This window comes from Streptomyces sp. NPDC002156 (assembly GCF_053593675.1).
The window spans coordinates 38,698-59,803 of record NZ_JBSFDA010000040.1 but is presented as its reverse complement, the minus strand read 5'-3'; the positions used below and the strand labels follow the sequence as shown (position 1 = coordinate 59,803).

General features: G+C 68.5%; 16 protein-coding genes. 8 read left to right on the top strand and 8 right to left on the bottom strand.

Going from position 1 to position 21,106, the window contains the following annotated elements; translation table 11 throughout:
• Positions 1-76: 76 nt before the first annotated feature.
• Both ACWCRB_RS18845 and ACWCRB_RS18840 read right to left on the bottom strand, forming a co-directional pair.
• On the bottom strand, positions 77-1,459 hold the full coding sequence (locus ACWCRB_RS18845) for an alpha-amylase (RefSeq protein ID WP_450997114.1): 1,383 nt from the start codon (positions 1,457-1,459) through the stop codon (positions 77-79).
• Positions 1,460-1,661: 202 nt separating this feature from the next.
• Positions 1,662-2,195, bottom strand: a complete 534-nt coding sequence (locus ACWCRB_RS18840; protein ID WP_235479692.1) for a hypothetical protein — start codon at positions 2,193-2,195, stop codon at positions 1,662-1,664.
• Positions 2,196-2,468: 273 nt separating this feature from the next.
• Here ACWCRB_RS18840 and ACWCRB_RS18835 point away from each other — a divergent pair, with 273 nt between their 5' ends.
• Entirely contained in the window at positions 2,469-3,806 is a 1,338-nt protein-coding gene (locus ACWCRB_RS18835; protein WP_450997113.1) for a ferredoxin reductase family protein, read from the top strand.
• Between the two features lie 99 nt (positions 3,807-3,905).
• Here the strand turns inward: ACWCRB_RS18835 and ACWCRB_RS18830 are convergent, their stop codons facing one another.
• The 4 genes from ACWCRB_RS18830 to ACWCRB_RS18815 all read right to left on the bottom strand — a co-directional run bounded on the left by ACWCRB_RS18830 (position 3,906) and on the right by ACWCRB_RS18815 (position 9,107).
• Positions 3,906-5,591, bottom strand: coding sequence for a glycoside hydrolase family 13 protein (locus ACWCRB_RS18830; RefSeq protein ID WP_450997112.1), 1,686 nt, complete (start codon positions 5,589-5,591; stop codon positions 3,906-3,908).
• Positions 5,592-5,790: 199 nt separating this feature from the next.
• Entirely contained in the window at positions 5,791-6,696 is a 906-nt protein-coding gene (locus ACWCRB_RS18825) for a sugar ABC transporter permease (RefSeq protein ID WP_450997111.1), read from the bottom strand.
• A gap of 19 nt (positions 6,697-6,715) precedes the next feature.
• On the bottom strand, positions 6,716-7,720 hold the full coding sequence (locus ACWCRB_RS18820; protein ID WP_450997110.1) for a carbohydrate ABC transporter permease: 1,005 nt from the start codon (positions 7,718-7,720) through the stop codon (positions 6,716-6,718).
• Positions 7,721-7,832: 112 nt separating this feature from the next.
• A complete protein-coding gene (locus ACWCRB_RS18815) occupies positions 7,833-9,107 on the bottom strand; it encodes an extracellular solute-binding protein (protein WP_450997109.1) in 1,275 nt (424 codons plus the stop codon).
• Positions 9,108-9,581: 474 nt separating this feature from the next.
• On the opposite strand from ACWCRB_RS18815, the gene ACWCRB_RS18810 reads away from it, so the two are divergent.
• Entirely contained in the window at positions 9,582-10,616 is a 1,035-nt protein-coding gene (locus tag ACWCRB_RS18810; RefSeq protein WP_268828249.1) for a LacI family DNA-binding transcriptional regulator, read from the top strand.
• Between the two features lie 97 nt (positions 10,617-10,713).
• Entirely contained in the window at positions 10,714-11,649 is a 936-nt protein-coding gene (locus tag ACWCRB_RS18805) for a phosphatase PAP2 family protein (RefSeq protein WP_450997108.1), read from the top strand.
• A gap of 27 nt (positions 11,650-11,676) precedes the next feature.
• Here ACWCRB_RS18805 and ACWCRB_RS18800 read toward each other — a convergent pair whose 3' ends face one another.
• A complete protein-coding gene (locus ACWCRB_RS18800; RefSeq protein WP_450997107.1) occupies positions 11,677-14,685 on the bottom strand; it encodes a bifunctional [glutamine synthetase] adenylyltransferase/[glutamine synthetase]-adenylyl-L-tyrosine phosphorylase in 3,009 nt (1,002 codons plus the stop codon).
• A gap of 173 nt (positions 14,686-14,858) precedes the next feature.
• Between ACWCRB_RS18800 and ACWCRB_RS18795 the strand changes: the two genes are divergently transcribed.
• On the top strand, positions 14,859-15,374 hold the full coding sequence (locus ACWCRB_RS18795) for a pyridoxamine 5'-phosphate oxidase family protein (RefSeq protein ID WP_450997106.1): 516 nt from the start codon (positions 14,859-14,861) through the stop codon (positions 15,372-15,374).
• Positions 15,375-15,433: 59 nt separating this feature from the next.
• Positions 15,434-15,874, top strand: a complete 441-nt coding sequence (locus ACWCRB_RS18790; RefSeq protein ID WP_450997105.1) for a VOC family protein — start codon at positions 15,434-15,436, stop codon at positions 15,872-15,874.
• A 79-nt stretch (positions 15,875-15,953) separates the two neighbouring features.
• Here ACWCRB_RS18790 and ACWCRB_RS18785 read toward each other — a convergent pair whose 3' ends face one another.
• Entirely contained in the window at positions 15,954-17,315 is a 1,362-nt protein-coding gene (locus ACWCRB_RS18785) for a glutamine synthetase family protein (RefSeq protein WP_369030842.1), read from the bottom strand.
• A gap of 321 nt (positions 17,316-17,636) precedes the next feature.
• On the opposite strand from ACWCRB_RS18785, the gene ACWCRB_RS18780 reads away from it, so the two are divergent.
• The 3 genes from ACWCRB_RS18780 to ACWCRB_RS18770 all read left to right on the top strand — a co-directional run bounded on the left by ACWCRB_RS18780 (position 17,637) and on the right by ACWCRB_RS18770 (position 21,092).
• On the top strand, positions 17,637-18,323 hold the full coding sequence (locus ACWCRB_RS18780; RefSeq protein ID WP_450997104.1) for a DUF3105 domain-containing protein: 687 nt from the start codon (positions 17,637-17,639) through the stop codon (positions 18,321-18,323).
• Positions 18,323-18,943 carry a DUF305 domain-containing protein gene (locus tag ACWCRB_RS18775; protein WP_450997103.1) on the top strand — a complete coding sequence of 207 codons (621 nt, stop codon included), beginning with the start codon at positions 18,323-18,325 and terminating at the stop codon, positions 18,941-18,943. The genes ACWCRB_RS18780 and ACWCRB_RS18775 overlap by 1 nt, the downstream gene beginning before the upstream one ends.
• Before the next feature lie 205 nt (positions 18,944-19,148).
• Positions 19,149-21,092 carry a S53 family peptidase gene (locus ACWCRB_RS18770; RefSeq protein ID WP_450997102.1) on the top strand — a complete coding sequence of 648 codons (1,944 nt, stop codon included), beginning with the start codon at positions 19,149-19,151 and terminating at the stop codon, positions 21,090-21,092.
• The last annotated feature ends 14 nt before the right edge of the window (positions 21,093-21,106 follow it).

Here is a 21,106-nt window from a genome sequence, read left to right as displayed (position 1 = left end):
TCGGGTCCGACCCCGCGCGACCGTACCGCCGCCGAAAGGTTTACAGCAAGGGTCTTGAAAGCAACAGAAAGAACTTTCAGCAGGTGGACTTGCCGGTGTAGATCGCGAGGGCGGTGTTGGAACCCAGGGTCGCGGTGAACTGACCCGAACTGTTCACGGTCACCGACGTGTTGCTCTGCACGTTGCAGTACGTCCCCGCGGCGAGCGAGGTCTGGTACGTACGGCTCAGCGACGAGGACTCGTGGTTGATGGCGACGAAGCCCTTGCTGCCCCGCCCGAAGGCGATGGCGTCGCCCCCGTTGTCCCACCAGTTGGTGACGGACTCGCCGCGCACCGCGTTGCGGAAGGCGACCATGCGCAGGATCTCCGGCCAGGCGTGCTGGCACTTCCAGCCGTCCTGCCAACAGGCGGTCACGGAGCCGCTGTTGGGCGGTCCGGCGTCCGTGTCGGAGAACTCGTACCCGGAGTTGATGTCGGGCGCCCCGTACGGGTAGGCGAGCATGAAGACGTTGGCCAGGGTGTAGTTGGCGTTGTCCTTGTAGCTGAGCGTGGAGCCGTTGCGCTCGGTGTCGTGGTTGTCGACGAAGACACCGGAGACCGAGCTGCTCATGTAGCCCCAGCCCTCGCCGTAGTTCTTGAGGTAGGCGAGGTTCTCGTTGTTGAAGACGCGCTTGAGGTCGTAGGCGTACCGGAACTCCTGGACGTCCCCGTTACTCGTGTATTCAGTGGGCTGGACGGCCTCTCCGCTGCCGTAGATGACCTCCTGCTTCCAGTACACGGACGTGTTGCTGAGGCGCGACTTGATGTTGGCGAGGTCGGTGGCCGGGATGTGCTTGGCGGCGTCGATCCGGAAGCCGTCGACTCCGTAGCCGAGCAGGGAGTTCATGTACCCGGCGATGGCGGAACGGACGTACTCCTCGCCGGTGTCCAGGTCGGCGAGCCCGACGAGTTCGCAGTTCTGGACGTTGGTGCGGTTGGTGTAGTCGCTGATGGTGGCCGTGCAGTCGTCGAAGTCGAAGGACGAGTACAGGCCGGGGTAGTTGTACTTCGTGTACGACGACCCACCGGTGCCGGTACCGCTGCCCGCCGACATGTGGTTGATGACGGTGTCGACGACGACCTTCACGCCGGCCGCGTGACACGTGTTCACCATGCTCTGGAAGGCGGTGGCGTCACCGAGCCGCCCGGCGATCTTGTAGCTGACAGGTTGGTACGACGTCCACCACTGCGAGCCCTGTATGTGCTCGGCGGGTGGCGAGACCTGGACGTAGCCGTAGCCGGCGGGGCCGAGGGTGTTGGTGCACTCCTTGGCGACCGAGGCGAAGTTCCACTCGAAGAGGACGGCGGTGACGTCCTTGGTGCCGGGCGGGGAGGCGTTGGCGGCGCCCGTCGGGACGGCGAGGGCGATGGACGCGCCGGCCGCGAGGGCGAGCGCGCCGGAGAGAGTTCTGCTGGCCATGTCTGGGGTCCTTCTCCGTTGAAGGTCCAAGCAAGATCCGTTGCCGATTCTTGCTGCAAGATGACTGAAAACTTTCAGCCGACCAGAAGGTACGAGTCCACTTGTGGAGCGGTCAACCCTTGGGACACTTCCTCTTCACGCGCGCGAAATCTCTTCACAACGAGGGGTGTTGAGTAAGTTGGAGGCGGCCGTGGCTTCCTCGCTAAAGGGATCGGGCGAAGTCGGCGAGCGTGCGGAAGTCGTTCTCGCGCAGCCCGATACGCGGGTTGACGTGGTGCAGAAGCCCGGGCCCGTGGTGGTGGGCAGTCACGTACGCCTGGTCCAGATCGCTCTGTTCGTCGTCCACCCAGGCGAAGGAACGGCCGTTGGCGTAGTCCACCAGGGGACCGGTCTTCCAGTGGACCCCGTCGGGGCGTTCTTGGAGCAAGGCGTCACCGAAGTCGACGAAGGGGAGCTCGGGAAGGCCGAGCACCGGGGCGATCCATCGGTTGGCTTTGTCCATCCATGTGGTGGCCCAGCACAGTTCGTAGCCGAGTTGGAGCAGAGATCGACCGTGCTCCGGGTTGAGCCAGACCCGCAGGGGCCGCCGCCGGGCCGAGAGTCCTCTGTGTTCGTCCGGGGTTCCGCTGTCCTGGGGCACTCTGAGTGTGGTGTAGCCGTCGGGGCGCTTCTCCGGCTTGGCCGCATAGGGGTTGAGTGGCCCATCCACGTCGAGGAACAGCAGTGGTCGGTTCACGATCTCCCCCGGGTCTTGCTCTCAGCATCGCCTGCGCCGTGGAAGCGTAGCTGCAGCGATCGTCTCGGCGTCGGGATGGGAGACCACTCCTCGACCCCACGGACGCGCTGTTCCTGAACCGAACGAACCGTTGCGGAGCTCAGGGCCGCCGAACCCGCCAAAGGCAGTCAGATTCGGCGGTTCCGGCATGAACGGATCCGGCCCGTCCGCCGTACCCTTACCCGAATCGAGGCGGGCCGCGAGTACCGCGGCCTCGGGGGACGAGAGGCGATCATGGCGGCGACGAGCGACTCGGTGCGAAGAGGCACCGTGCTTCCGGTGGACGCGGCGCGTTCGGCGATGTGGGGTTTTGTCGTCGTCAATGTGGTGATCGTCGAGGCGTTGTTCGTGAGCGCCGGTTCGGGCAAGAACGGCGTGCTCACGGTCGCGAAGTTCTTCGGGCTGCACGCGGCGCTGCTGATGCTGTTCCAACTGCTGCTGGTGGCCCGGCTGCCGTGGCTGGACCGCCGTATCGGGATGGACCGGCTCACGGTGTGGCACCGCTGGGTCGGCTTCACCCTGCTGTGGACCGTCCTCACCCACGCCACGCTCGTCGTGCTCGGCTACGCGACCCTCGACGACGCGTCCATGGGGAAGACGTTCGTCGCGCTGAGCGGCGTGACGGCCTCCCTGCTGGGCATGCTCGCCGCGGGCATCATCCTCGTCATCGGCGTAATCTCCACCCGGCCTCTGCGGCGGCGGCTGCCGTACGAGGTCTGGCACGGGCTGCATCTGCTGCTCTACGTGGCCCTGGGGCTGGCGTTCGTCCACCAGTTGGAGGAGACCACGACCTTCACGTCCTCCGCGTTCGGCGAGGCCTACTGGTGGATCCTGTGGCTGTTCTCCTTCGGCGCCCTGCTGACCGGGCGGATCGCCATGCCCCTGTGGCGCAACGCCTACCACCGGTTCGAAGTCACGGCCGTGGTGCCGGAGTCGGACAACGTGGTCTCCGTGTACGTCACCGGCCGCCACCTCGACAAACTCCCCGCCCGCGCGGGCCAGTTCTGCATCTGGCGGTTCCCCGGACACAACCACTGGTGGCTGGCCAACCCCTTCTCCCTGTCGGCGGCGCCCGACGGACGGGGGCTGCGCCTCACCGCGAAGGCCGTCGGCAGCACCAGCGCGGGTCTGCGCAACGTCCCGGTCGGCACTCGCGCTTTCGTCGAGGGCCCGTACGGGGCATTCACCTCTCTGCACCGCTCCCGGCCCGGCGCCCTCCTGATCGCCGGCGGCGTGGGGATCACGCCTGTGCGGGCGATGCTCGAGGAGCAGTCGGCGGGTGACATCGTCGTGCTCTACCGCGTCCGCAGCGAGGCCGACGCCGTACTCCTGAACGAGATCCGCCGACTGATCGCCCTCCGGGGCGGCCGACTGCACCTGCTCACCGGCAGGACCGCCGAGGGCGCCCCGCCGTTCGGCCCGGACAGCCTGCACCGACTGGTCCCCGACGTCACCGACCGCGACGTGTACGTCTGCGGCCCGCCCGCCATGACCGCGGCCGCGCTGGCCGGTCTACGAGACCTTCGGGTCCCCTCGCGACAGGTGCACGCCGAGAAGTTCGGCCTCGCCTGACCGAGAGCAAGCCGGAACACGTCGGCATCCCCTACTGACCGCAGCAGGGCCCGTCACCCCGAACCGGGAGGCGGGCCCTGCCAGTTGGATAGCTGGAACTCAGACCGTCGTCCACCACACCGTCGTGTCCGCCGGCAGCTTCGCCTCGTCGGCCACCACGGTCACCTCGCCGCTGGCGACCAGGACCTCGCCGTACGCCGGAATCGTGACCGCCTCGCCGCTCGTGTTCGCCACGCACACGAACTGGCCGCGCCGGAAGGCGAGTACGCCCTGCGGCGCCTTCAGCCACTCCACCGAGTCGCCCGCGCCGAGGCCCGGGTGTTCGCGGCGGGCGGCGAGTGCCGTGCGGTACAGCTCCAGGGTGGAGCCGGGCGTGCCGGTCTGCGCCTCCACGCTCAGCTCGGCCCAGTCCGCCGGCTGCGGAAGCCAGCTGCCGCCCGCGCCGAAGCCGTACGACGAGCCCTCGCGCGTCCATGGGATCGGGACGCGGCAGCCGTCGCGGAAGCCGTCCTGGCCCGCGCCGCGGAAGTAGGCCGGGTCCTGACGGACTTCGTCGGGAAGGTCGACGACATCGGGCAGGCCCAGTTCCTCGCCCTGGTACACGTACGCGGAGCCGGGCAGCGCCAGCATCAGCAGGCTGGCCGCGCGGGCCCTGCGCAGGCCCAGGGCGCGGTCTCCGGCGAGGCGGATCTGGGTGCCGAGGCCGGGCTCGTTCGCGAAGCGGGTGGCGTGGCGGGTCACGTCGTGGTTCGACAACACCCAGGTGGCGGGGGCGGCTACCGGGCGCATCGCGTCCAGGGTGCGGTCGATGACCGTCTTCAGCTCCGTCGCGTCCCAATACGTCGCCAGGTACTGGAAGTTGAACGCCTGGTGGAGTTCGTCCGGGCGGACGTAGTTCGCCGTGCGCTCGATGGTCGGGGTCCAGGCCTCCGCCACGAAGATGCGCTCGCCCGCGTACTCGTCGAGGATCAGGCGCCATTCGCGGTAGATGGCGTGCACACCGTCCTGGTCGAAGAACGGCATGACATCGTTGCCCAGAAGCTTGACCTGGTCGTGGGTTCCGAGGTCCGGGAGACCCTCCGCCTTCACCAGGCCGTGCGCCACGTCGATACGGAAACCGTCGACGCCCATGTCCAGCCAGAAGCGGAGGACGGAGCGGAACTCGTCGCCCACCGCCGGGTGTTCCCAGTTGAAGTCGGGCTGCTCCGGCGCGAAGAGGTGCAGGTACCAGTCGCCGGGGGTGCCGTCGGGCTCCGTGATCCGCGTCCACGCCGGGCCGCCGAAGACGGACTCCCAGTCGTTGGGCGGGAGTTCGCCGGTCTCGCCCTTGCCGGGGCGGAAGTGGTAGCGGTCCCGGAGGGGTGAGCCGGGGCCTTCCGCCACCGCCCGCTTGAACCACTCGTGCTGGTCGGAGGAGTGATTGGGGACCAGGTCGACGATGATCCTGAGGTTCAGTTCGTGGGCGTCTCGGATCAGCGCGTCCGCGTCCAGGAGGTTGCCGAACATCGGGTCCACCGCGCGGTAGTCGGCCACGTCGTAGCCGGCGTCGGCCTGCGGGGAGGCGTAGAAGGGGCTGAGCCACACGGCGTCTACGCCCAGGTCGCGCAGGTACGGCAGCCGGGAGCGTACGCCTTCCAGGTCGCCCATGCCGTCGGCGTTGCTGTCGGCGAAGCTGCGGGGGTAGACCTGGTAGATGACCGCGTCGCGCCACCAGTCGCCGTGAGCGGCGACGTTGGCGGTCGTGACTGCGGGGGTCGGGGCCTGAGCGGCGGAGTGCTGGCTCATAACGTCCTTGATATGTAACGGAGTTCGGGTCATGGGTGGTTTCTGCTGGTTCTTCGAGCTGCGGGCTCGTCGTGGCTGGTCGCGCAGTTCCCCGCGCCCCTAAAAGCCAAAAGCAAGGGGCGCGGCCCACGGTGTCAGCGGGGTCGGATGGACACCGTGGGCCGCCGACCCGTACGGCAGAGCCGTACGGGAGTTGGTGTCAGCCCTTTGTGCCGCCTGCCGTCAGGCCCGCCACCAGGTTTTTCTGGACCAGGTAGAAGAAGGCCGAGACGGGTATCGCGACCAGTACCGCTGTGGCGGCCATCAGGTTGCGCTGGGCGTCGTGTTCGCTCACGAAGCTCTGGAGGCCGACCGCGAAGGTGTACTTCGTGTCCGACAGCATGAACGTCGAGGCGAAGGCGACCTCGCCGAACGCGGTGATGAAGCTGTAGAACGCGGCGACCGCCAGGCCCGGCTTGGCGAGCGGGAGGATCAGTCGCGCGAAGGTGCCGAAGGGGGTCAGCCCGTCGACGCGTCCCGCCTCGTCGATCTCGAAGGGGATCGTGTCGAAGTATCCCTTGAGCAGCCAGGCGCAGTACGGCACGGCCGTCGAGCAGTAGACCAGGATCAGGCCGAAGTAGTTGTCGATCAACTGGAGGTCGGACAGGATCTGGTACATCGGGACGATCAGTACGGCGATCGGGAACATCTGGGTCACCAGGAGCACCCACATGAACTTGCGGTAGCCGGGGAAGCGCATCCGCGAGACCGCGTACCCCGTGGTCGCCGCGACCATCACCCCGATGACCGTCGTACCCAGCGAGACGATCAGCGAACTCTTCATCCAGTCGAAGAAGTTGGTGTGCTGGAGGACGAACGAGTAGTTGTCGAACGTCATCTTGTCCCAGATGCGCCCGGGGTGGAGATAGTCGTCCTTGTCCGGGCCGAGGGACAGGAAGAACAGCCAGGCGATCGGGAACAGCGCGATCAGGCTCGCGACGGTCAGGATGCCGTGGGAGGCGAGGGTCGTGGCGAGGCCGCGTCGGCCGCGTCCCCCGGGCTGCGGGGTCACAGACGCTTCGGCCGGGTTCGTCGGCTCGGACTTCTCAACTGTCATGGCGCTCATGGGTACGGAAGCTCCTGCCTCAGTTCGCGAGCTGCTGCTCATTGCGGTTCAGCCAGCGGCGGTAGAAGGAGGTGAAGACGACGAGGATGGCCAGCAGCAGCATGCCGTAGGCCGCCGACTGCGCGAAGTCGCGCGGCTGTTGGCCGAAGCCGAGGTAGTAGGCCCAAGTCACGAGGATCTGCGCGTCGGGCGCGGTGGTGCCGAACAGCAGGAAGATCACGGCGAACTGGTTGAACGTCCAGATGATGCCGAGGAGTACGACCGTCGAGCTGACGGAGCGCAGGCCCGGGAGAGTGACGTACCAGAACTTCTGCCAGGGGGTCGCGCCGTCCATGTCCGCGGCCTCGTAGAGGGTGGAGTCGATGGACTGGAGGCCGCCGAGCAGCGAGACCATCATGAACGGCACACCGCACCATGTGTTGACCATGATCGCGGCGAACCGCTGCCAGAAGGTGTCCTCCAGCCACAGCGGTGTCGGCAAGTGCACCGCGTCGAGCATCGAGTTGATGATGCCGCCGTCGGCGAGCATGAACCGCCAGCCGAAGACGGTGACGAAGGTGGGCACGGCCCACGGCAGGACCAGGATCAGCCGGTAGAAGGTGCGGCCGCGCAGCTTCTGGTTGAGGAGGAGGGCGAGGCCGAGGCCGATGCAGTAGTGCAGGGTCACGCAGAGCGCGGTCCAGACGATCGTCCAGATGAAGTGCGACCAGAAGCGGTCGTACGCGGTGTCGCCCCACAGGATGTCGGCGTAGTTGTCGAGGCCGATGAACTTGTAGGTGGCGTCGATGTGGTTGACGCCGATCGTGCGGGCCGAGTTGAGGCTGTTGGCGTCCGTGAGCGTCAGGTAGAAGCCGCGCACGAGCGGGTACAGCACGAGTCCGCCGAGCACGACGACCACGGGGGCGATCATCGCGTACGCGTACCAGTACCGCTGATAGGCGTGCTTGAGACGATCGAGCCGTCCGGGCCGCTGCCCGGGCTCACCGCGGCGCTTGCCGGTCGCGCGGTCGATGGCGACTGTCATGGTTCGACACCTTCTGGAAGATCCTGGAAAGTCAGAAGATCAGGTCTACAGGCCGACGACCGCCGGAACTGTCCCCCGGGTCCGACTGGGCAGTTCCGACGGCCGATCGGGGTCACTTGCTGAAGTCCGGGACCAGCTTGGCGATCGCGGTCTCCGCGTTGCTCAGGCCCTTGTCGAGGGACTCCTTGCCGGCCGCGATCTGCGGCAGCTCGGTGTCCAGCGGACCCCACAGCGAGCTGTACTCGGGCAGGGCCGGGCGGGGCTGCGCGGCCGAGAGGACGCTCTGGTAGCCGGCGATGCCCGGGTCGGCCTTCACCTGGGCGGTGTAGGCGTCGTCGCGGGTGGGCAGCGTGGAGTTCTTCAGGGCGATGGTCTCCTGGGACTTTGCCGAGGTCATGAAGTTGAGGAACTTCAGCGCGGCCTTCTGGTGCGCGGAGTCCGAACCGGCGTACACGGAGAGGTTGTGGCCGCCGGTCGGGGCGCCCGCCTTGCCGGTGGAGCCGGCCGGGACGGTGGCGATGCCGAGGTTGGCCTTGTCCGTGAACGCGGTGCCCTTGTAGAAGTTGGTGATCTCCCACGGGCCCTGGACGATCGCGGCGACCTTGCCGTTGACGAACGCGTCCTGGATGTGGGCGTAGGCGTCCGCGGTGGTGTCGGCCTTGTGCAGGCCCTTGCCGTCGAACAGGCCGAGCCAGGTCTCGTAACCCTTCTTGGCGGCGGCCGAGTTGACGGTGATCTTCTTCGCGGCGGCGTCGACGGTGTCGGTGCCCTCGCCGTAGAGGAAGTTCTGCGCGTAGTAGGCCTGGGTGGAGCCCCAGTAGCCGTCGACGCCCGTCTTGGTCTTGATGGTGGCGGCGGCAGTCTTCAGGTCGGCCCAGGTCTTCGGGGCCTCGGTGATGCCGGCCTTCTCGAAGAGTTCCTTGTTGTAGACCAGCGCGAGGGTGTCGGTGACCAGCGGGACGCCGTACGTCTTGCCGTCGTACTTGGCCTGCTCGATCAGGCTGGGCTGGAACTTGGCCTCGTCGGCGAGGGCCTCGGTGCCGTCGAGCGGCAGGAAGTAGCCCTTCTTGGCGAAGGCGGGGGTCCAGCCGACCTCGGAGCGCAGCACGTCCGGGGCGCCCGAGGCCGCGGCGGCGGTGTCGAACTTGTTCTGGGCCTGGTCGAAGGGGACGTTGACGTACTTGACCTTGATGTCCTTGTTGGCGGCCTCGAACTCCTTGACGAGGGCCTGGTACGTCGGTGCCTCGTTGGTAGCGTTCGTGGTGTCCCACCAGGTGATGGTGACCGGGCCGTCGGCCTTGTCGCTGCCGCTGTCGTCTCCGCCGCAGGCCGTCGCCGCGAGGGCGATGGACGCCACCAGCGCGGTGGCCGCTATGCCACGCCGCATGAGTTCTCCTTGAGGATGAAAGCCCGTGTACTGGCGGTAACGGCCCCGTCCGCCGTTTCCACCGATGTGCCGGCCGCTTCGTTGCCGCCGCCGGGCGACGTGAACGTAACAGCCATGTAAGCGTTACGAAAGACCTTGCAGAAAAAAAGTGCAAGAACCGACGACAGTTACCGTGCCGTGACCCGTCCGACACCGCTCCGAGCTCACCCCGAACCCCTCCCGCACACGCCCTGACCCCGCCCTGGGCCTGCTCTCTACCGTCTCTCTACCGTCGATCAGCGCGATCCGGGACTCTTGTGCAAGACTCTGCAAGCTCTTGCCAACCAGGCCCGACCAGAACACCGAGGGAGCGCGATGACGCAGCAACCCCCAGCGGCAGGCGGCCGTTCCGGCCGTCCGGTGGGTCGTCCGACGGCCCGTGCCAGGCGTGCGTTCGGTGTGCAAGGAGAGGGCCGGCCGGTACAGTCCAGCCCTGTGACCACACGGCTTGCCGACATCGCCGCCCAGGCGGGGGTGAGCGAAGCGACGGTCAGCCGGGTCCTCAACGGGAAGCCGGGCGTCGCCGCCACCACCCGCCAGTCCGTGCTCGCCGCCCTCGACGTACTGGGGTACGAGCGCCCCGTCCGGCTGCGGCAGCGCAGCGAGGGCCTGGTGGGCCTCATCACCCCGGAGCTGGAGAACCCGATCTTCCCGGCCCTGGCGCAGGTCATCGGCCAGGCCCTGACCCGGCAGGGTTACACCCCGGTCCTGGCCACCCAGACGCCCGGCGGCTCCACGGAGGACGAGCTGACGGAGATGCTCGTCGACCGGGGCGTGGCCGGCATCATCTTCGTCTCCGGACTGCACGCGGACACCTCCGCCGACATGCAGCGCTACGAGCAACTGCGCGCCCAGGGCGTGCCGTTCGTACTGGTCGACGGCTTCTCCCCCAAGGTGCAGGCGCCGTTCATCTCCCCCGACGACCGCGCGGCGATGAACCTCGCGGTCACGCACCTCGTCTCGCTCGGCCACACCAACATCGGTCTCGCGCTCGGCCCGAAGCGTTTCGTGCCGGTACAGCGCAAGATCGAGGGTTTCGTCCGCACGATGCAGGATCTGCTGGGCCTGACGGCACAGGACGTAGAGACGCGCCTCGTCCAGCACTCGCTGTACACGCTTGAGGGCGGCCAGGCGGCGACCACGGCGCTGATCGACCGCGACTGTACGGCGGTGGTGTGCGCGAGCGACATGATGGCGCTGGGCGCGATACGGGCGGCCCGCCAGCGCGGTCTGGAGGTCCCCCGGGACATCTCGGTCGTCGGCTTCGACGACTCCCCCCTGATCGCCTTCACCGACCCGCCCCTCACCACCGTACGCAAGCCGGTCCCGGCGATGGGCCAGGCCGCCGTACGCACGCTCCTGGAGGAGATCGGCGGTACGCCCGCCCCGCACAGCGAGTTCGTGTTCATGCCTGAGCTGGTGGTTCGGGGTTCGACGGCTTCGGCCCCTGGGGAACGTACTCGTTCCTAGGTAGGAGTTCGGGCGCCTCCCCTGCCGTAGAACGTGCGGGTCGTACAGGACCAGGGGATGATCTGGAAGGGGGCCGTATCTGGCAGACTCTGTGCCCATGGGTGAGACGACCGTGACGACGAAGGAAGGCCATGACATGGCCGCTCCGCACTCTGTCGCGGGCCAAGCTGGCCAAGCGGACCCGGCAGACGCGACGGACGCCACGAACGCACCGGACGCGCCGGACGAGGTGAACGGCCGCGCGGGCAATGCCTTCCTGCGCAGGCTCCGCGCTCCGCGTCGGCCGCGGCTGTGGTTCGAGATCCTGCTGATCGCGGTCAGTTACTGGACGTATTCACTCATCCGCAATGCGGTACCGGAGCAGAAGGCCGAGGCGCTGCGCAACGCGGACTGGATCTGGAAGACCGAGCACAGCCTGGGCATCGCCTTCGAGGAATCGGTCAACCACGCGATCAACTCGGTGACTTGGCTGATCGTGGGCATGAACTACTACTACGCGACGCTGCACTTCGTCGTCACGCTCGGTGTTCTCGTGTGGCTGTACCGCAGTCACCCGGGCCGGTACGCGGCAACACGGCTGACCCTCTTCGCGACCACGGTCGTCGCACTGGTCGGTTACTACCTGTATCCGCTGGCCCCGCCCCGGCTGATGAACGGCGGCGACTTCATCGACACGGTGATGATCCACCACACCTGGGGTTCGATGGCCTCCGGCGACCTGAAGCACATGTCGAACCAGTACGCGGCGATGCCGTCGATGCACATCGGCTGGTCCACGTGGGCCGGTCTGACGATCTTCGCCCTGGCGACCGTGCCGTGGGTGCGCGTCCTCGGTCTGCTCTACCCGATGGCCACCCTGCTGGTGATCGTCGCCACCGCCAACCACTTCTGGCTGGACGCGGTGGGCGGCCTCATGTGCCTGAGCTTCGGCTTCCTGGTGGCCCGCCTCTGGTACGGCAAGCTGCCGTACGCCCTTCCGAAGCTGGTCCCGGTGCAGGGGCAGGGCGGGCCGCTGCTCCCGGTCAAGCCATAGCCGACCGGGCCGTTCCTACGGCTCCTCCTACGCGGATGCCGCCCCGTAGAACAGCGTGTCCACGACGCTCCTGGCCCGTCGGGTGGTCCTCCGGTACGCGTCGATCATGTCGCCGACATGCCCCGGCCCGTATCCCAGGTACCGCCCGACCGCGCCGAGTTCACGCCCGTCGGAGGGGAAGGTGTCCCCGGCCCGTCCGCGCACCAGCATCACGGCGTTGCGCACCCGGGTGGCCAGGACCCACGCCTCGTCCAGTATCGCGGCGTCCTCACCGGAGATGAGGTCGGCGGCGCAGGCCGCGGCGAGGGCTTCGCGGGTACGGGTGGTCCGCAGCCCGGGTTCGGCCCAGCCGTGCTGGAGCTGCAGCAGCTGGACGGTCCACTCCACGTCCGAGAGGCCGCCCCGGCCGAGCTTGGTGTGCAGGGTCGGATCAGCGCCGCGAGGCATCCGCTCCGACTCCATCCGTGCCTTCAGCCGCCGGATCTCGCGCACCGCGTCGTCGCCGAGGCCCTCCGCCGGGTAGCGCAGCGGGTCGATCAGCTCGATGAAGCGGCGCCCCAACTCCAGGTCCCCTGCGACGACTTCGGCCCGCAGCAGTGCCTGTGACTCCCAGACGAGGGACCAACGGCGGTAGTAGGCCTCGTACGAGGTCAGGGTGCGCACGGTCGGCCCGGACTTGCCCTCGGGGCGCAGATCCGCATCGATGAGCAACGGCGGGTCGGAGCTGGGCACTTGGAGCAGCCGACGCATCTCGGAGACCACGGCGTTGGCTGCCTTGGCGGCCTCCTCCTCGCCGACGCCCTCACGGGCCTCGTGCACGAAGAGCACATCGGCGTCGGAGCCGTAGCCGAGTTCGTGCCCGCCGAAGCGGCCCATGCCGATCACCGCGAACCGGGTGGGCAGGGTGTCGCCCCACCCGTCTCGCACGACAGCCCTCAGGGTCCCGGCGATGGTCGCGGCCGTGATGTCGGAGAGTGCGCTGCCGACGAGGTCCACGAGGGCGCCCTGGTCGGCCGCGGCGGGCGACTGCTCGGTGCCGTAGGAGCCGACGATGTCGGCGGCGGCCGTACGGAAGAGTTCGCGTCGGCGGACACCGCGGGCGGCGTACACGCCCTGTTCGCCGGTTTCGGAGCGTCCGACGGCGGCCAGTATCTCCTGCTCCAGGTGGTCGCGTTCGCGGGGCTCCAGCTGGCCTCCGCCGTCGCCGTCCCCGAGGAGCGCGACGGCCTCCGGGGCCCGCATGAGCAGGTCGGGGGCGAGACGCCCGGCGGACAAAACCCGAGCCAGGTTCTCGGCGGCGGCGCCCTCGTCCCTCAACAGCCGTAGATACCAAGGGGTTCGGCCGAGCGCGTCGGACACTTTGCGGAAGTTGAGCAGCCCGGCGTCCGGATCGGCGGAGTCGGCGAACCAGCCCAACAGGACGGGCAGCAGCGTCCGTTGGATGGCGGCCTTCCGGCTCACCCCACTCGCCAGCGCCTCCAGGTGCCGCAGGGCGGCGGCCGGATCGGCGTACCCGAGCGCGACCAGCCGCTCCCGGGCCGCACCGGTGCTCAACCTGCTCTCGCCGGGGGCGAGTTGGGCGACGGCATCGAGCAGCGGCCGGTAGAAGAGCTTCTCGTGCAGCCGCCGTACGACGGACGCGTGCCGCTTCCACTCACGGTTCAGCTCTGCGACGGGGTCGGTACGCAGCCCCAGCGAGCGCCCGATGCGCCGCAGATCGGCCTCGTCCTCGGGGACGAGATGGGTGCGCCGGAGCCGGAACAGCTGGATCCGGTGCTCCATGGACCGCAGGAACCGATAGGCGTCGTCGAGCTGGACGGCATCGGCACGCCCGACGTACCCGCCGGCGGCGAGCGCGTTGAGGGCATCGAGAGTGGTCCCGCTCCGCAGGGAGGTGTCGGCCCGCCCGTGCACCAACTGAAGCAGCTGCACGGCGAATTCGACATCACGCAGACCACCGGGCCCGAGCTTCAGCTCCCGCTCGACTTCGGCGATGGGAATGTTCTCGACGACCCGACGGCGCATCTTCTGCACGTCGTTGACGAAGTTCTCGCGCTCGGCGGCGTGCCAGACGAGGGGGGCGAGCGCGGCGACGTACTGCTCCCCCAGCTCCGGGTCGCCGGCGACCGGCCGGGCCTTGAGCAGCGCCTGGAACTCCCAGGTCTTGGCCCAGCGCTGGTAGTAGGCGAGATGGCTGCTGAGCGTCCGCACGAGGGGTCCGTTGCGCCCCTCGGGCCGGAGATTGGCGTCGACGGGCCAGATGCTGCCCTCGATGGTGGTCTCGGAGCAGATGCGCATGAGGTGCGAGGCGAGGCGTGTGGCGGCGCGAAGAGCCTTGCCTTCATCGGCCCCCTCAACAGCCTCCCCCACAAAAATGACATCGACGTCGGAGACGTAGTTCAGCTCGTGGCCGCCGCACTTGCCCATGGCGATCACGGCGAGCCGACAGATCGAGGCGTCCTCGGGCGCGGCGGTCCGGGCGATGGCGAGGGCGGCGCGGAGGGTGGCGGTGGCGAGGTCGGCGAGTTCGGCGGCGGTCTGGGCGATGTCGGTGGTGCCGCACACGTCACGGGCGGCGATGGACAGCAGGCAGCGCCGGTAGGCGACGCGCAGCGAGATGGGGTCGGTGGCCTCGGCGAGCCCCCGCTCGAACTCCTCCACCCCGGGGTGGAGGTCCCGGGGCTCGTACATGACGAGGGCGTGCCAGTCGCGGGGATGCCGGTTCAGATGGTCGCCGAGGGCAGCGGAGGCGCCGAGCACCCCGAGCAGCCGGTCGCGCAGCGGCTTGGCCGCTATCACCGTGTCCAGCAGCTCGTGCCTGGCGGTCCGCCCGTCCTGCGCCTCGACGAGCCGGACGAGCCCGAGCAGCGCGAGATCCGGGTCGGCGGTCGCGCCCAGCGCGTCGAGCAGCACCGGGTCGTCCCGCAGGGAGGCCAGCCCGGCACTCTCGAGGAGCCGCTCGGCCCCGGAGGGATCGGTGAAGCCGTGCCGCAGCAGCCGCGTGAAGGTACTGCTCCTGCGCCCCGGCGCCATCATCCTGGGCCTCCCGTCGGACCAGCGGATCAAGGTCGTACGGCCATGAGCCTAGCCGGAGAGTCCGTGGGAAGCGCCGGACGGAGCGGCCCGATGTCCACTGGTGGGACCGATGATTTCGGCCGCCGTACGGGGTCAGCCCTACGACGGGACCACCGACGCCGAGGAGGCACCCCATGTCCGGCACCACTGCCCCGCGGACCCGGCTCGACCCCCGCTACAGCGAGGAGACCGCCACCGCACCCCCGTGGCCCGAGACAGAAGCACGCCTCAGCGCCGCAGAACTCTTCTGGATCTCGACGGTACGACCCGACGGCCGTCCCCATGTCACCCCGCTGCCCGCGATCTGGTCGCACGGCGCGCTGCACTTCTGCACGGGCCCCGAGGAGCGCAAGGCGCGCAACCTCGCCCAGAACCCGCAGGTCGTGCTGACGACGGGCACCAACACCTGGAACAAGGGGTACGACCTGGTGGTCGAGGGCGAGGCCGTACGGGTGTCGGACGACGACCGTCTGCGCGAGCTGGCCGCGGCCTGGGAGGCCAAGTACGGCAGCTTCTGGCACTTCGAGGTGCGGGACGGTCACTTCCAGCACGGCTCCGGACACGCTGTGGTCTTTTCGGTGGCGCCCCGCACGGTTTTCGGCTTCGGTAAGGGGGAGCCGTTCAGCCAGACGCGCTGGCGGTTCGACTGAGCACCCTGAGCGCCCTGAGCGCCCGTCAACGACGACGTGAAGCGATCTGGAGGACTGCCATGCAGTACACGCTGGAAGTGATCCCGCTGCCCGTGAGCGACATCGACCGGGCCCGCGACTTCTACCGCGACAAGGCCGGTTTCCACGTCGACATCGACCAGGAGGTCATGCCGGGAATGCGCATCGTCCAGCTCACGCCACCGGGCTCGGGCTGTTCGATCGCCCTCGGCGACACCGTCTGGGAGACGATGGACGGCCCGACCCCGGCCCCGGGCTCGTACCAGGGCCTCCAACTCTGCGTCCCCGACATCAAGGCGGCCCACGCCGAACTGACGGAACGCGGCCTGGAGGTCTCGGAACCGATGCAGTACTCCCCGGACGACGGCGCCACCTTCATGTACTTCAAGGACCCGGACGGGAACGGCTGGGCGATCCAGGAGTACCGAGTGCGGGCACAGAAGCCCCTGCACGAGCTGCTGACCGAGCTGGCGCGCCCTTAAGGGGCGCGGGGAACTGCGCGACAAGCCCCCACCGGCCGCAGCGAGGAGAGCGGCCGGTGGACCCCAAAAAAAGCGCCCCTTAAAGAACCGGCAGATTCTTCCGCAGCTCGAAGGCCGTCACCTCGGACCGGTACTCCTCCCACTCCTGCCGCTTGTTCCGCAGGAAGAAGTCGAACACGTGCTCGCCAAGCGTCTCGGCGACCAGTTCGCTGCGCTCCATCAGCGTGAGCGCCTCCCCCAGGTTCTGGGGCAGCGGCTCGATGCCCATCGCGCGGCGCTCCGCGTCCGAGAGGGCCCATACGTCGTCGTCGGCGCCCGGGGGCAGCTCGTAGCCCTCCTCGATGCCCTTGAGGCCTGCGGCCAGCAGGACGGCGTACGCCAGGTACGGGTTCGCGCCCGAGTCCAGGGAGCGGACCTCCACGCGCGCGGAGCCCGTCTTGCCGGGCTTGTACATCGGGACGCGGACCAGGGCCGAGCGGTTGTTGTGGCCCCAGCAGATGTACGAGGGGGCCTCGCCGCCGGCGCCCGCCGTGCGCTCCGAGCCGCCCCAGATGCGCTTGTACGAGTTGACCCACTGGTTGGTGATGGCGGCGATCTCCGCCGAGTGCTTCAGCAGGCCCGCGATGAAGGAGCGGCCGACCTTGGAGAGCTGGTACTCCGAGCCCGACTCGTAGAACGCGTTGCGGTCGCCCTCGAAGAGCGAGAGGTGCGTGTGCATGCCGCTGCCGGGGAACTCGGAGAACGGCTTCGGCATGAACGTCGCGTTCACGCCCTGCTCCAGCGCCACCTGCTTCATGACCAGGCGGAACGTCATGATGTTGTCCGCCGTGGAGAGCGCGTCGGCGTAGCGGAGGTCGATCTCCTGCTGGCCGGGGGCGCCCTCGTGGTGGGAGAACTCGACCGAGATGCCCATCGACTCCAGCATCGTGATCGCCTGGCGACGGAAGTCCTGGCCGACGTGGGTCGGGGTGTGGTCGAAGTAGCCGGAGTTGTCGGCCGGGGTCGGGCGGGTGCCGTCGAGCGGCTTGTCCTTCAGGAGGAAGAACTCGATCTCCGGGTGGGTGTAGAAGGTGAAACCCAGGTCGGAGCCGCGGGTGAGGGCGCGCTTGAGGACGTAGCGCGGGTCCGCGAAGGACGGGGAGCCGTCCGGCATGAGGATGTCGCAGAACATCCGGGCCGTACCGGGGGCCTCCGCGCGCCACGGGAGGATCTGGAACGTCGACGGGTCCGGCTTGGCGATCATGTCGGACTCGTATACGCGGGCGAATCCCTCGATCGCGGAGCCGTCGAAACCGATGCCCTCGTCGAAGGCCTGCTCCAGCTCCGCCGGGGCCACGGCCACGGACTTGAGGAAGCCCAGCACGTCCGTGAACCACAGCCGGACGAACCGGATGTCACGCTCCTCCAACGTCCGGAGCACGAACTCCTGCTGCTTGTCCATCTTCCGCTTCCCCATCCTTGCTGGTCAGGCCGCCTGTCTCCCGCACCACGGAAGGCGGTCGGGCACCTGAGCATCCCACCACAACAGCATTTCATGCGCATTGCGCACCTTGATCGTCCAGCCGACCTCGGAGTGAACGCCTCGCGTACGGCGGGTGGACCGCTCTGCAGCCCATCTTGCCTGTTCGCGGCGATATCCGTAATGGGCGACCACCGACCGGAACCGTTGCGGGCCATCGGGGCCGACGATCGGCCGCCACGGATTACGATCAGGGGACCGACCGTCCCTTTCCCCGTCCCTTTCCCCAGAAGGATCGATCCCATGGGTTCCGCCAAGAAGAGCGCCAAAGACAGCGGCAGCGGCAGCGCGGCGCGCAAGGCGCGCATAGAGGAGATGCGGCGCGCCGAGCGCTCACGCGAGCGCAGGAACCGGATCCTCACGATCGGCGTGAGCGTCGTCATAGTGGCCGGTCTCGTTGTCGGCGCGACGGTTCTCGTGCAGTCGCAGTCCGACGACGACAGCAGCACCGCCGCGAGCGACTCCAAGGGCACGGGCAAGTTCGTCACCGGCGCGGACGGTGTGAAGACCTGGGACACGAAGCTCACCCAGAACCACGTCACCAAGACCGTGAACTACCCGATGGAGCCCCCGGTCGGCGGCGACCACAACCAGGTCTGGATGAACTGCAACGGCGACGTCTACACCAAGGCGATCAACAACATGAACGCCGTGCACTCGCTGGAGCACGGCGCCGTGTGGGTGACGTACAACAGCAAGGCGTCGAAGACCGACATCGACGCGCTCGCGGCCAAGGTGAAGAAGACGCCGTACACGCTCATGAGCCCGGACGACAAGCAGGCCGACCCGATCATGCTCTCCGCGTGGGGCAAGCAGCGCACAGTGACCAGCGCCACCGACCCGAACGTGGACAAGTTCTTCTCGGAGTTCGTCCAGGGCGACCAGACCCCCGAGCCGGGCGCCGCCTGCACGAACGGGCTGTCGCAGTGATGCGCGCGCCCTGGATCGCCGGCGCCGCCGTGACGGCGCTCGTCGCGGCCGGCGCGATCACCTACGCGGTCGCCGACGGCGACGACTCCGGGATGACGGCGCCCGCCGCCGACTCGGCTGACGCCGGGTTCGCCCGTGACATGGCCGTCCACCATCAGCAGGCCGTCGAGATGTCGTACATCGTGCGCGACCGGACGGACAACGAGGAGATCCGGCGGCTCGCGTACGACATCTCGCAGACGCAGGCCAACCAGCGCGGCATGCTGCTGGGCTGGCTCGACCTGTGGGAGCTGCCGAAGGTGTCCTCGGACGCGCCCATGTCCTGGATGGACATGGCGGGCATGGCCGACGGCAAGGACGGCGCGCTGATGCCGGGCATGGCGACCAACACCGACCTGACGAAGCTGGGCAAGCTCAGCGGCAAGCAGGCCGAGGTCTTCTATCTCCAGCTGATGACCGAGCACCACCAGGGCGGGGTCCACATGGCCCAGGGGTGTGTGGAGCGGTGCGAGGTGGGGGTCGAGAAGCGGCTCGCGCAGGGCATGGTCAACGCGCAGGAGTCCGAGATCTCCCTCATGGCGGGGATGTTGAAGGAGCGCGGCGCCAAGGCGCTGTCGTAGGCACCCAGTTGAGATAGCCACTCAGTTGGGATAGCCGCCAAGTTGAGATGGCCGCCAAGTTGGGATATTTGCCTTAAATCCCCTGCGTATACGGTTCCTTGGGAGCTTCTTGGCCCAGCCATGCCCCCCAGATTCCCCTGGCATGGACGGTTCATCGCGAGAGTCGGATGATCACTCGCGTTGAACCGCATCAGGGGGTTCCTCAATGAGATCCAATCGCGCCATCACGCGCGCCGGTGTGAGCCTGGCAGCGACCCTGCCGCTCCTCGCCGGCGCGCTGGCGCTCGGCATACCCGCGGCCCATGCCGCGGACTCCCCGGGCCGGGACACGCTCGCCGGCACCAGGCCCGCGTGGGCCACCGCCAAGGCCGACAAGGGAGCCACGTCCGACGGCTCCAAGGTCTCCGCCCGGGTCTACCTCGCCGGCCGGGATGCCACCGGTCTGGCCGCGTACGCGAAGGCCGTCTCCGACCCGACGTCCGCCGTGTACGGCAAGTACCTCACCGCCGCGCAGGTCCAGCAGCGCTTCGGGGCCTCCCCGGCCCAGGTCGCCGCGGTCAAGGCGTGGCTGACGTCGGCGGGCCTCAAGGTCACCGGTGTCACGGCGCACTACGTCACGGTGACCGGTGACGTGGCCGCCGCCGAGAAGGCCTTCGGCACGCAGCTGCACAACTACGCCAAGGGCAAGCGGACCTATCGGGCTCCCGCAAAGACCGCGTCCGCGCCGGAGAGCCTGAACGGTGCCGTGCTGACCGTCACGGGTCTGGACAACGCCCCGCACACGGCGACCCACGACGACACGCTGCCGGCACCGGAGACCGTGTTCCGCAACCTGGGACCCTTCTCCACGTACTACGGCTCGAACACCGCCACCACGCTGCCGACGGCGTACGGCAAGCAGATCCCGTACACCGTCGAGGGCTACACGGGCAAGCAGCTGCGGGCCGCGTACGGCGCGGGCAGCTGGACCGGCAAGAAGGTGCGCGTCGCCATCACCGACGCCTACGCCTCGCCGTACATCGCCGGCGACGCCGCCACCTACGCGGCCAAGCACGGCGACGCCGCCTACCGGAGCGGCCAGCTCAAGCAGGTCCTGCCGACGGACTACAGGTACACCGAGGAGTGCTCCGCGGCCGGCTGGTACGGCGAGGAGACCCTCGACGTCGAGGCCGTGCACGCGGTCGCGCCGGGCGCCGACATCACGTACGTCGGTTCCGCGTCCTGCACCGACGACGATCTGCTCGACTCGCTCGGCACGATCGTCGACAAGCACCTCGCGGACATCGTCTCCAACTCGTGGGGCGACATCGAGGCCAACCAGACGCCGGACCTGGCCGCCGCCTACGACCAGGTGTTCAAGCTCGGCGCGGTCGAGGGCATCGGCTTCTACTTCTCCTCCGGCGACAACGGCGACGAGGTCGTCAACACCGGTACGAAGCAGGTCGACACCCCGGCCAACTCGGCGTGGGTGACGGCGGTCGGCGGTACCTCGCTGGCGGTCGGCAAGGGTGACGCGTACCAGTGGGAGACCGGCTGGGGCACCGAGAAGGCCACCCTGTCGGCCGACGGCAAGTCCTGGACGGACTTCCCGGGTGCCTTCACCTCGGGCGCGGGCGGCGGCACCAGCGCGACGGTCGCGGAGCCCTTCTACCAGAAGGGCATCGTCCCGAACTCGCTGGCCAAGGCCAACAGCGAGAAGGGCAACCGGGTCGTCCCGGACATCGCGGCGATCGCCGACCCGAACACCGGCTTCAAGGTCGGCCAGACCCAGACCCTGCCGGAGGGCGGCGTCGCGTACAGCGAGTACCGCATCGGCGGTACGTCGCTTGCGGCACCGGTGATCGCAGCCGTACAGGCGCTCGCGCAGGAGGCCCGCGGCGGCGCGCCGATCGGCTTCGCCAACCCGGCGATCTACGCGAGGTACGCCTCCCATGCGGGGCTCTACCACGACGTGACCGACAACCCCACGGGGTACGGGCTCGCCGTGGCACGCCTGGACTTCACCAACGGCTACGACGCCACGGACGGGATCCTCACCTCCGTCCGCAGCCTCGGCAAGGACAGCTCGCTGAAGGCCGTACGCGGCTACGACGACGTGACCGGCGTGGGTACGCCCGCGAAGGGTTACGTGGAGTCGTACCGCCGCTGAGGCGCTGACCGCGC

Coding starts and splice junctions, on each gene's coding strand:
- ACWCRB_RS18845 (WP_450997114.1), bottom strand. CDS start 1,459: ATGGCCAGCAGAACTCTCTCCGGCGCGCTCGCCCTCGCGGCCGGCGCG.
- ACWCRB_RS18835 (WP_450997113.1), top strand. CDS start 2,469: ATGGCGGCGACGAGCGACTCGGTGCGAAGAGGCACCGTGCTTCCGGTG.
- ACWCRB_RS18830 (WP_450997112.1), bottom strand. CDS start 5,591: ATGAGCCAGCACTCCGCCGCTCAGGCCCCGACCCCCGCAGTCACGACC.
- ACWCRB_RS18825 (WP_450997111.1), bottom strand. CDS start 6,696: ATGAGCGCCATGACAGTTGAGAAGTCCGAGCCGACGAACCCGGCCGAA.
- ACWCRB_RS18820 (WP_450997110.1), bottom strand. CDS start 7,720: ATGACAGTCGCCATCGACCGCGCGACCGGCAAGCGCCGCGGTGAGCCC.
- ACWCRB_RS18815 (WP_450997109.1), bottom strand. CDS start 9,107: ATGCGGCGTGGCATAGCGGCCACCGCGCTGGTGGCGTCCATCGCCCTC.
- ACWCRB_RS18805 (WP_450997108.1), top strand. CDS start 10,714: ATGGGTGAGACGACCGTGACGACGAAGGAAGGCCATGACATGGCCGCT.
- ACWCRB_RS18800 (WP_450997107.1), bottom strand. CDS start 14,685: ATGATGGCGCCGGGGCGCAGGAGCAGTACCTTCACGCGGCTGCTGCGG.
- ACWCRB_RS18795 (WP_450997106.1), top strand. CDS start 14,859: ATGTCCGGCACCACTGCCCCGCGGACCCGGCTCGACCCCCGCTACAGC.
- ACWCRB_RS18790 (WP_450997105.1), top strand. CDS start 15,434: ATGCAGTACACGCTGGAAGTGATCCCGCTGCCCGTGAGCGACATCGAC.
- ACWCRB_RS18785 (WP_369030842.1), bottom strand. CDS start 17,315: ATGGACAAGCAGCAGGAGTTCGTGCTCCGGACGTTGGAGGAGCGTGAC.
- ACWCRB_RS18780 (WP_450997104.1), top strand. CDS start 17,637: ATGGGTTCCGCCAAGAAGAGCGCCAAAGACAGCGGCAGCGGCAGCGCG.
- ACWCRB_RS18775 (WP_450997103.1), top strand. CDS start 18,323: ATGCGCGCGCCCTGGATCGCCGGCGCCGCCGTGACGGCGCTCGTCGCG.
- ACWCRB_RS18770 (WP_450997102.1), top strand. CDS start 19,149: ATGAGATCCAATCGCGCCATCACGCGCGCCGGTGTGAGCCTGGCAGCG.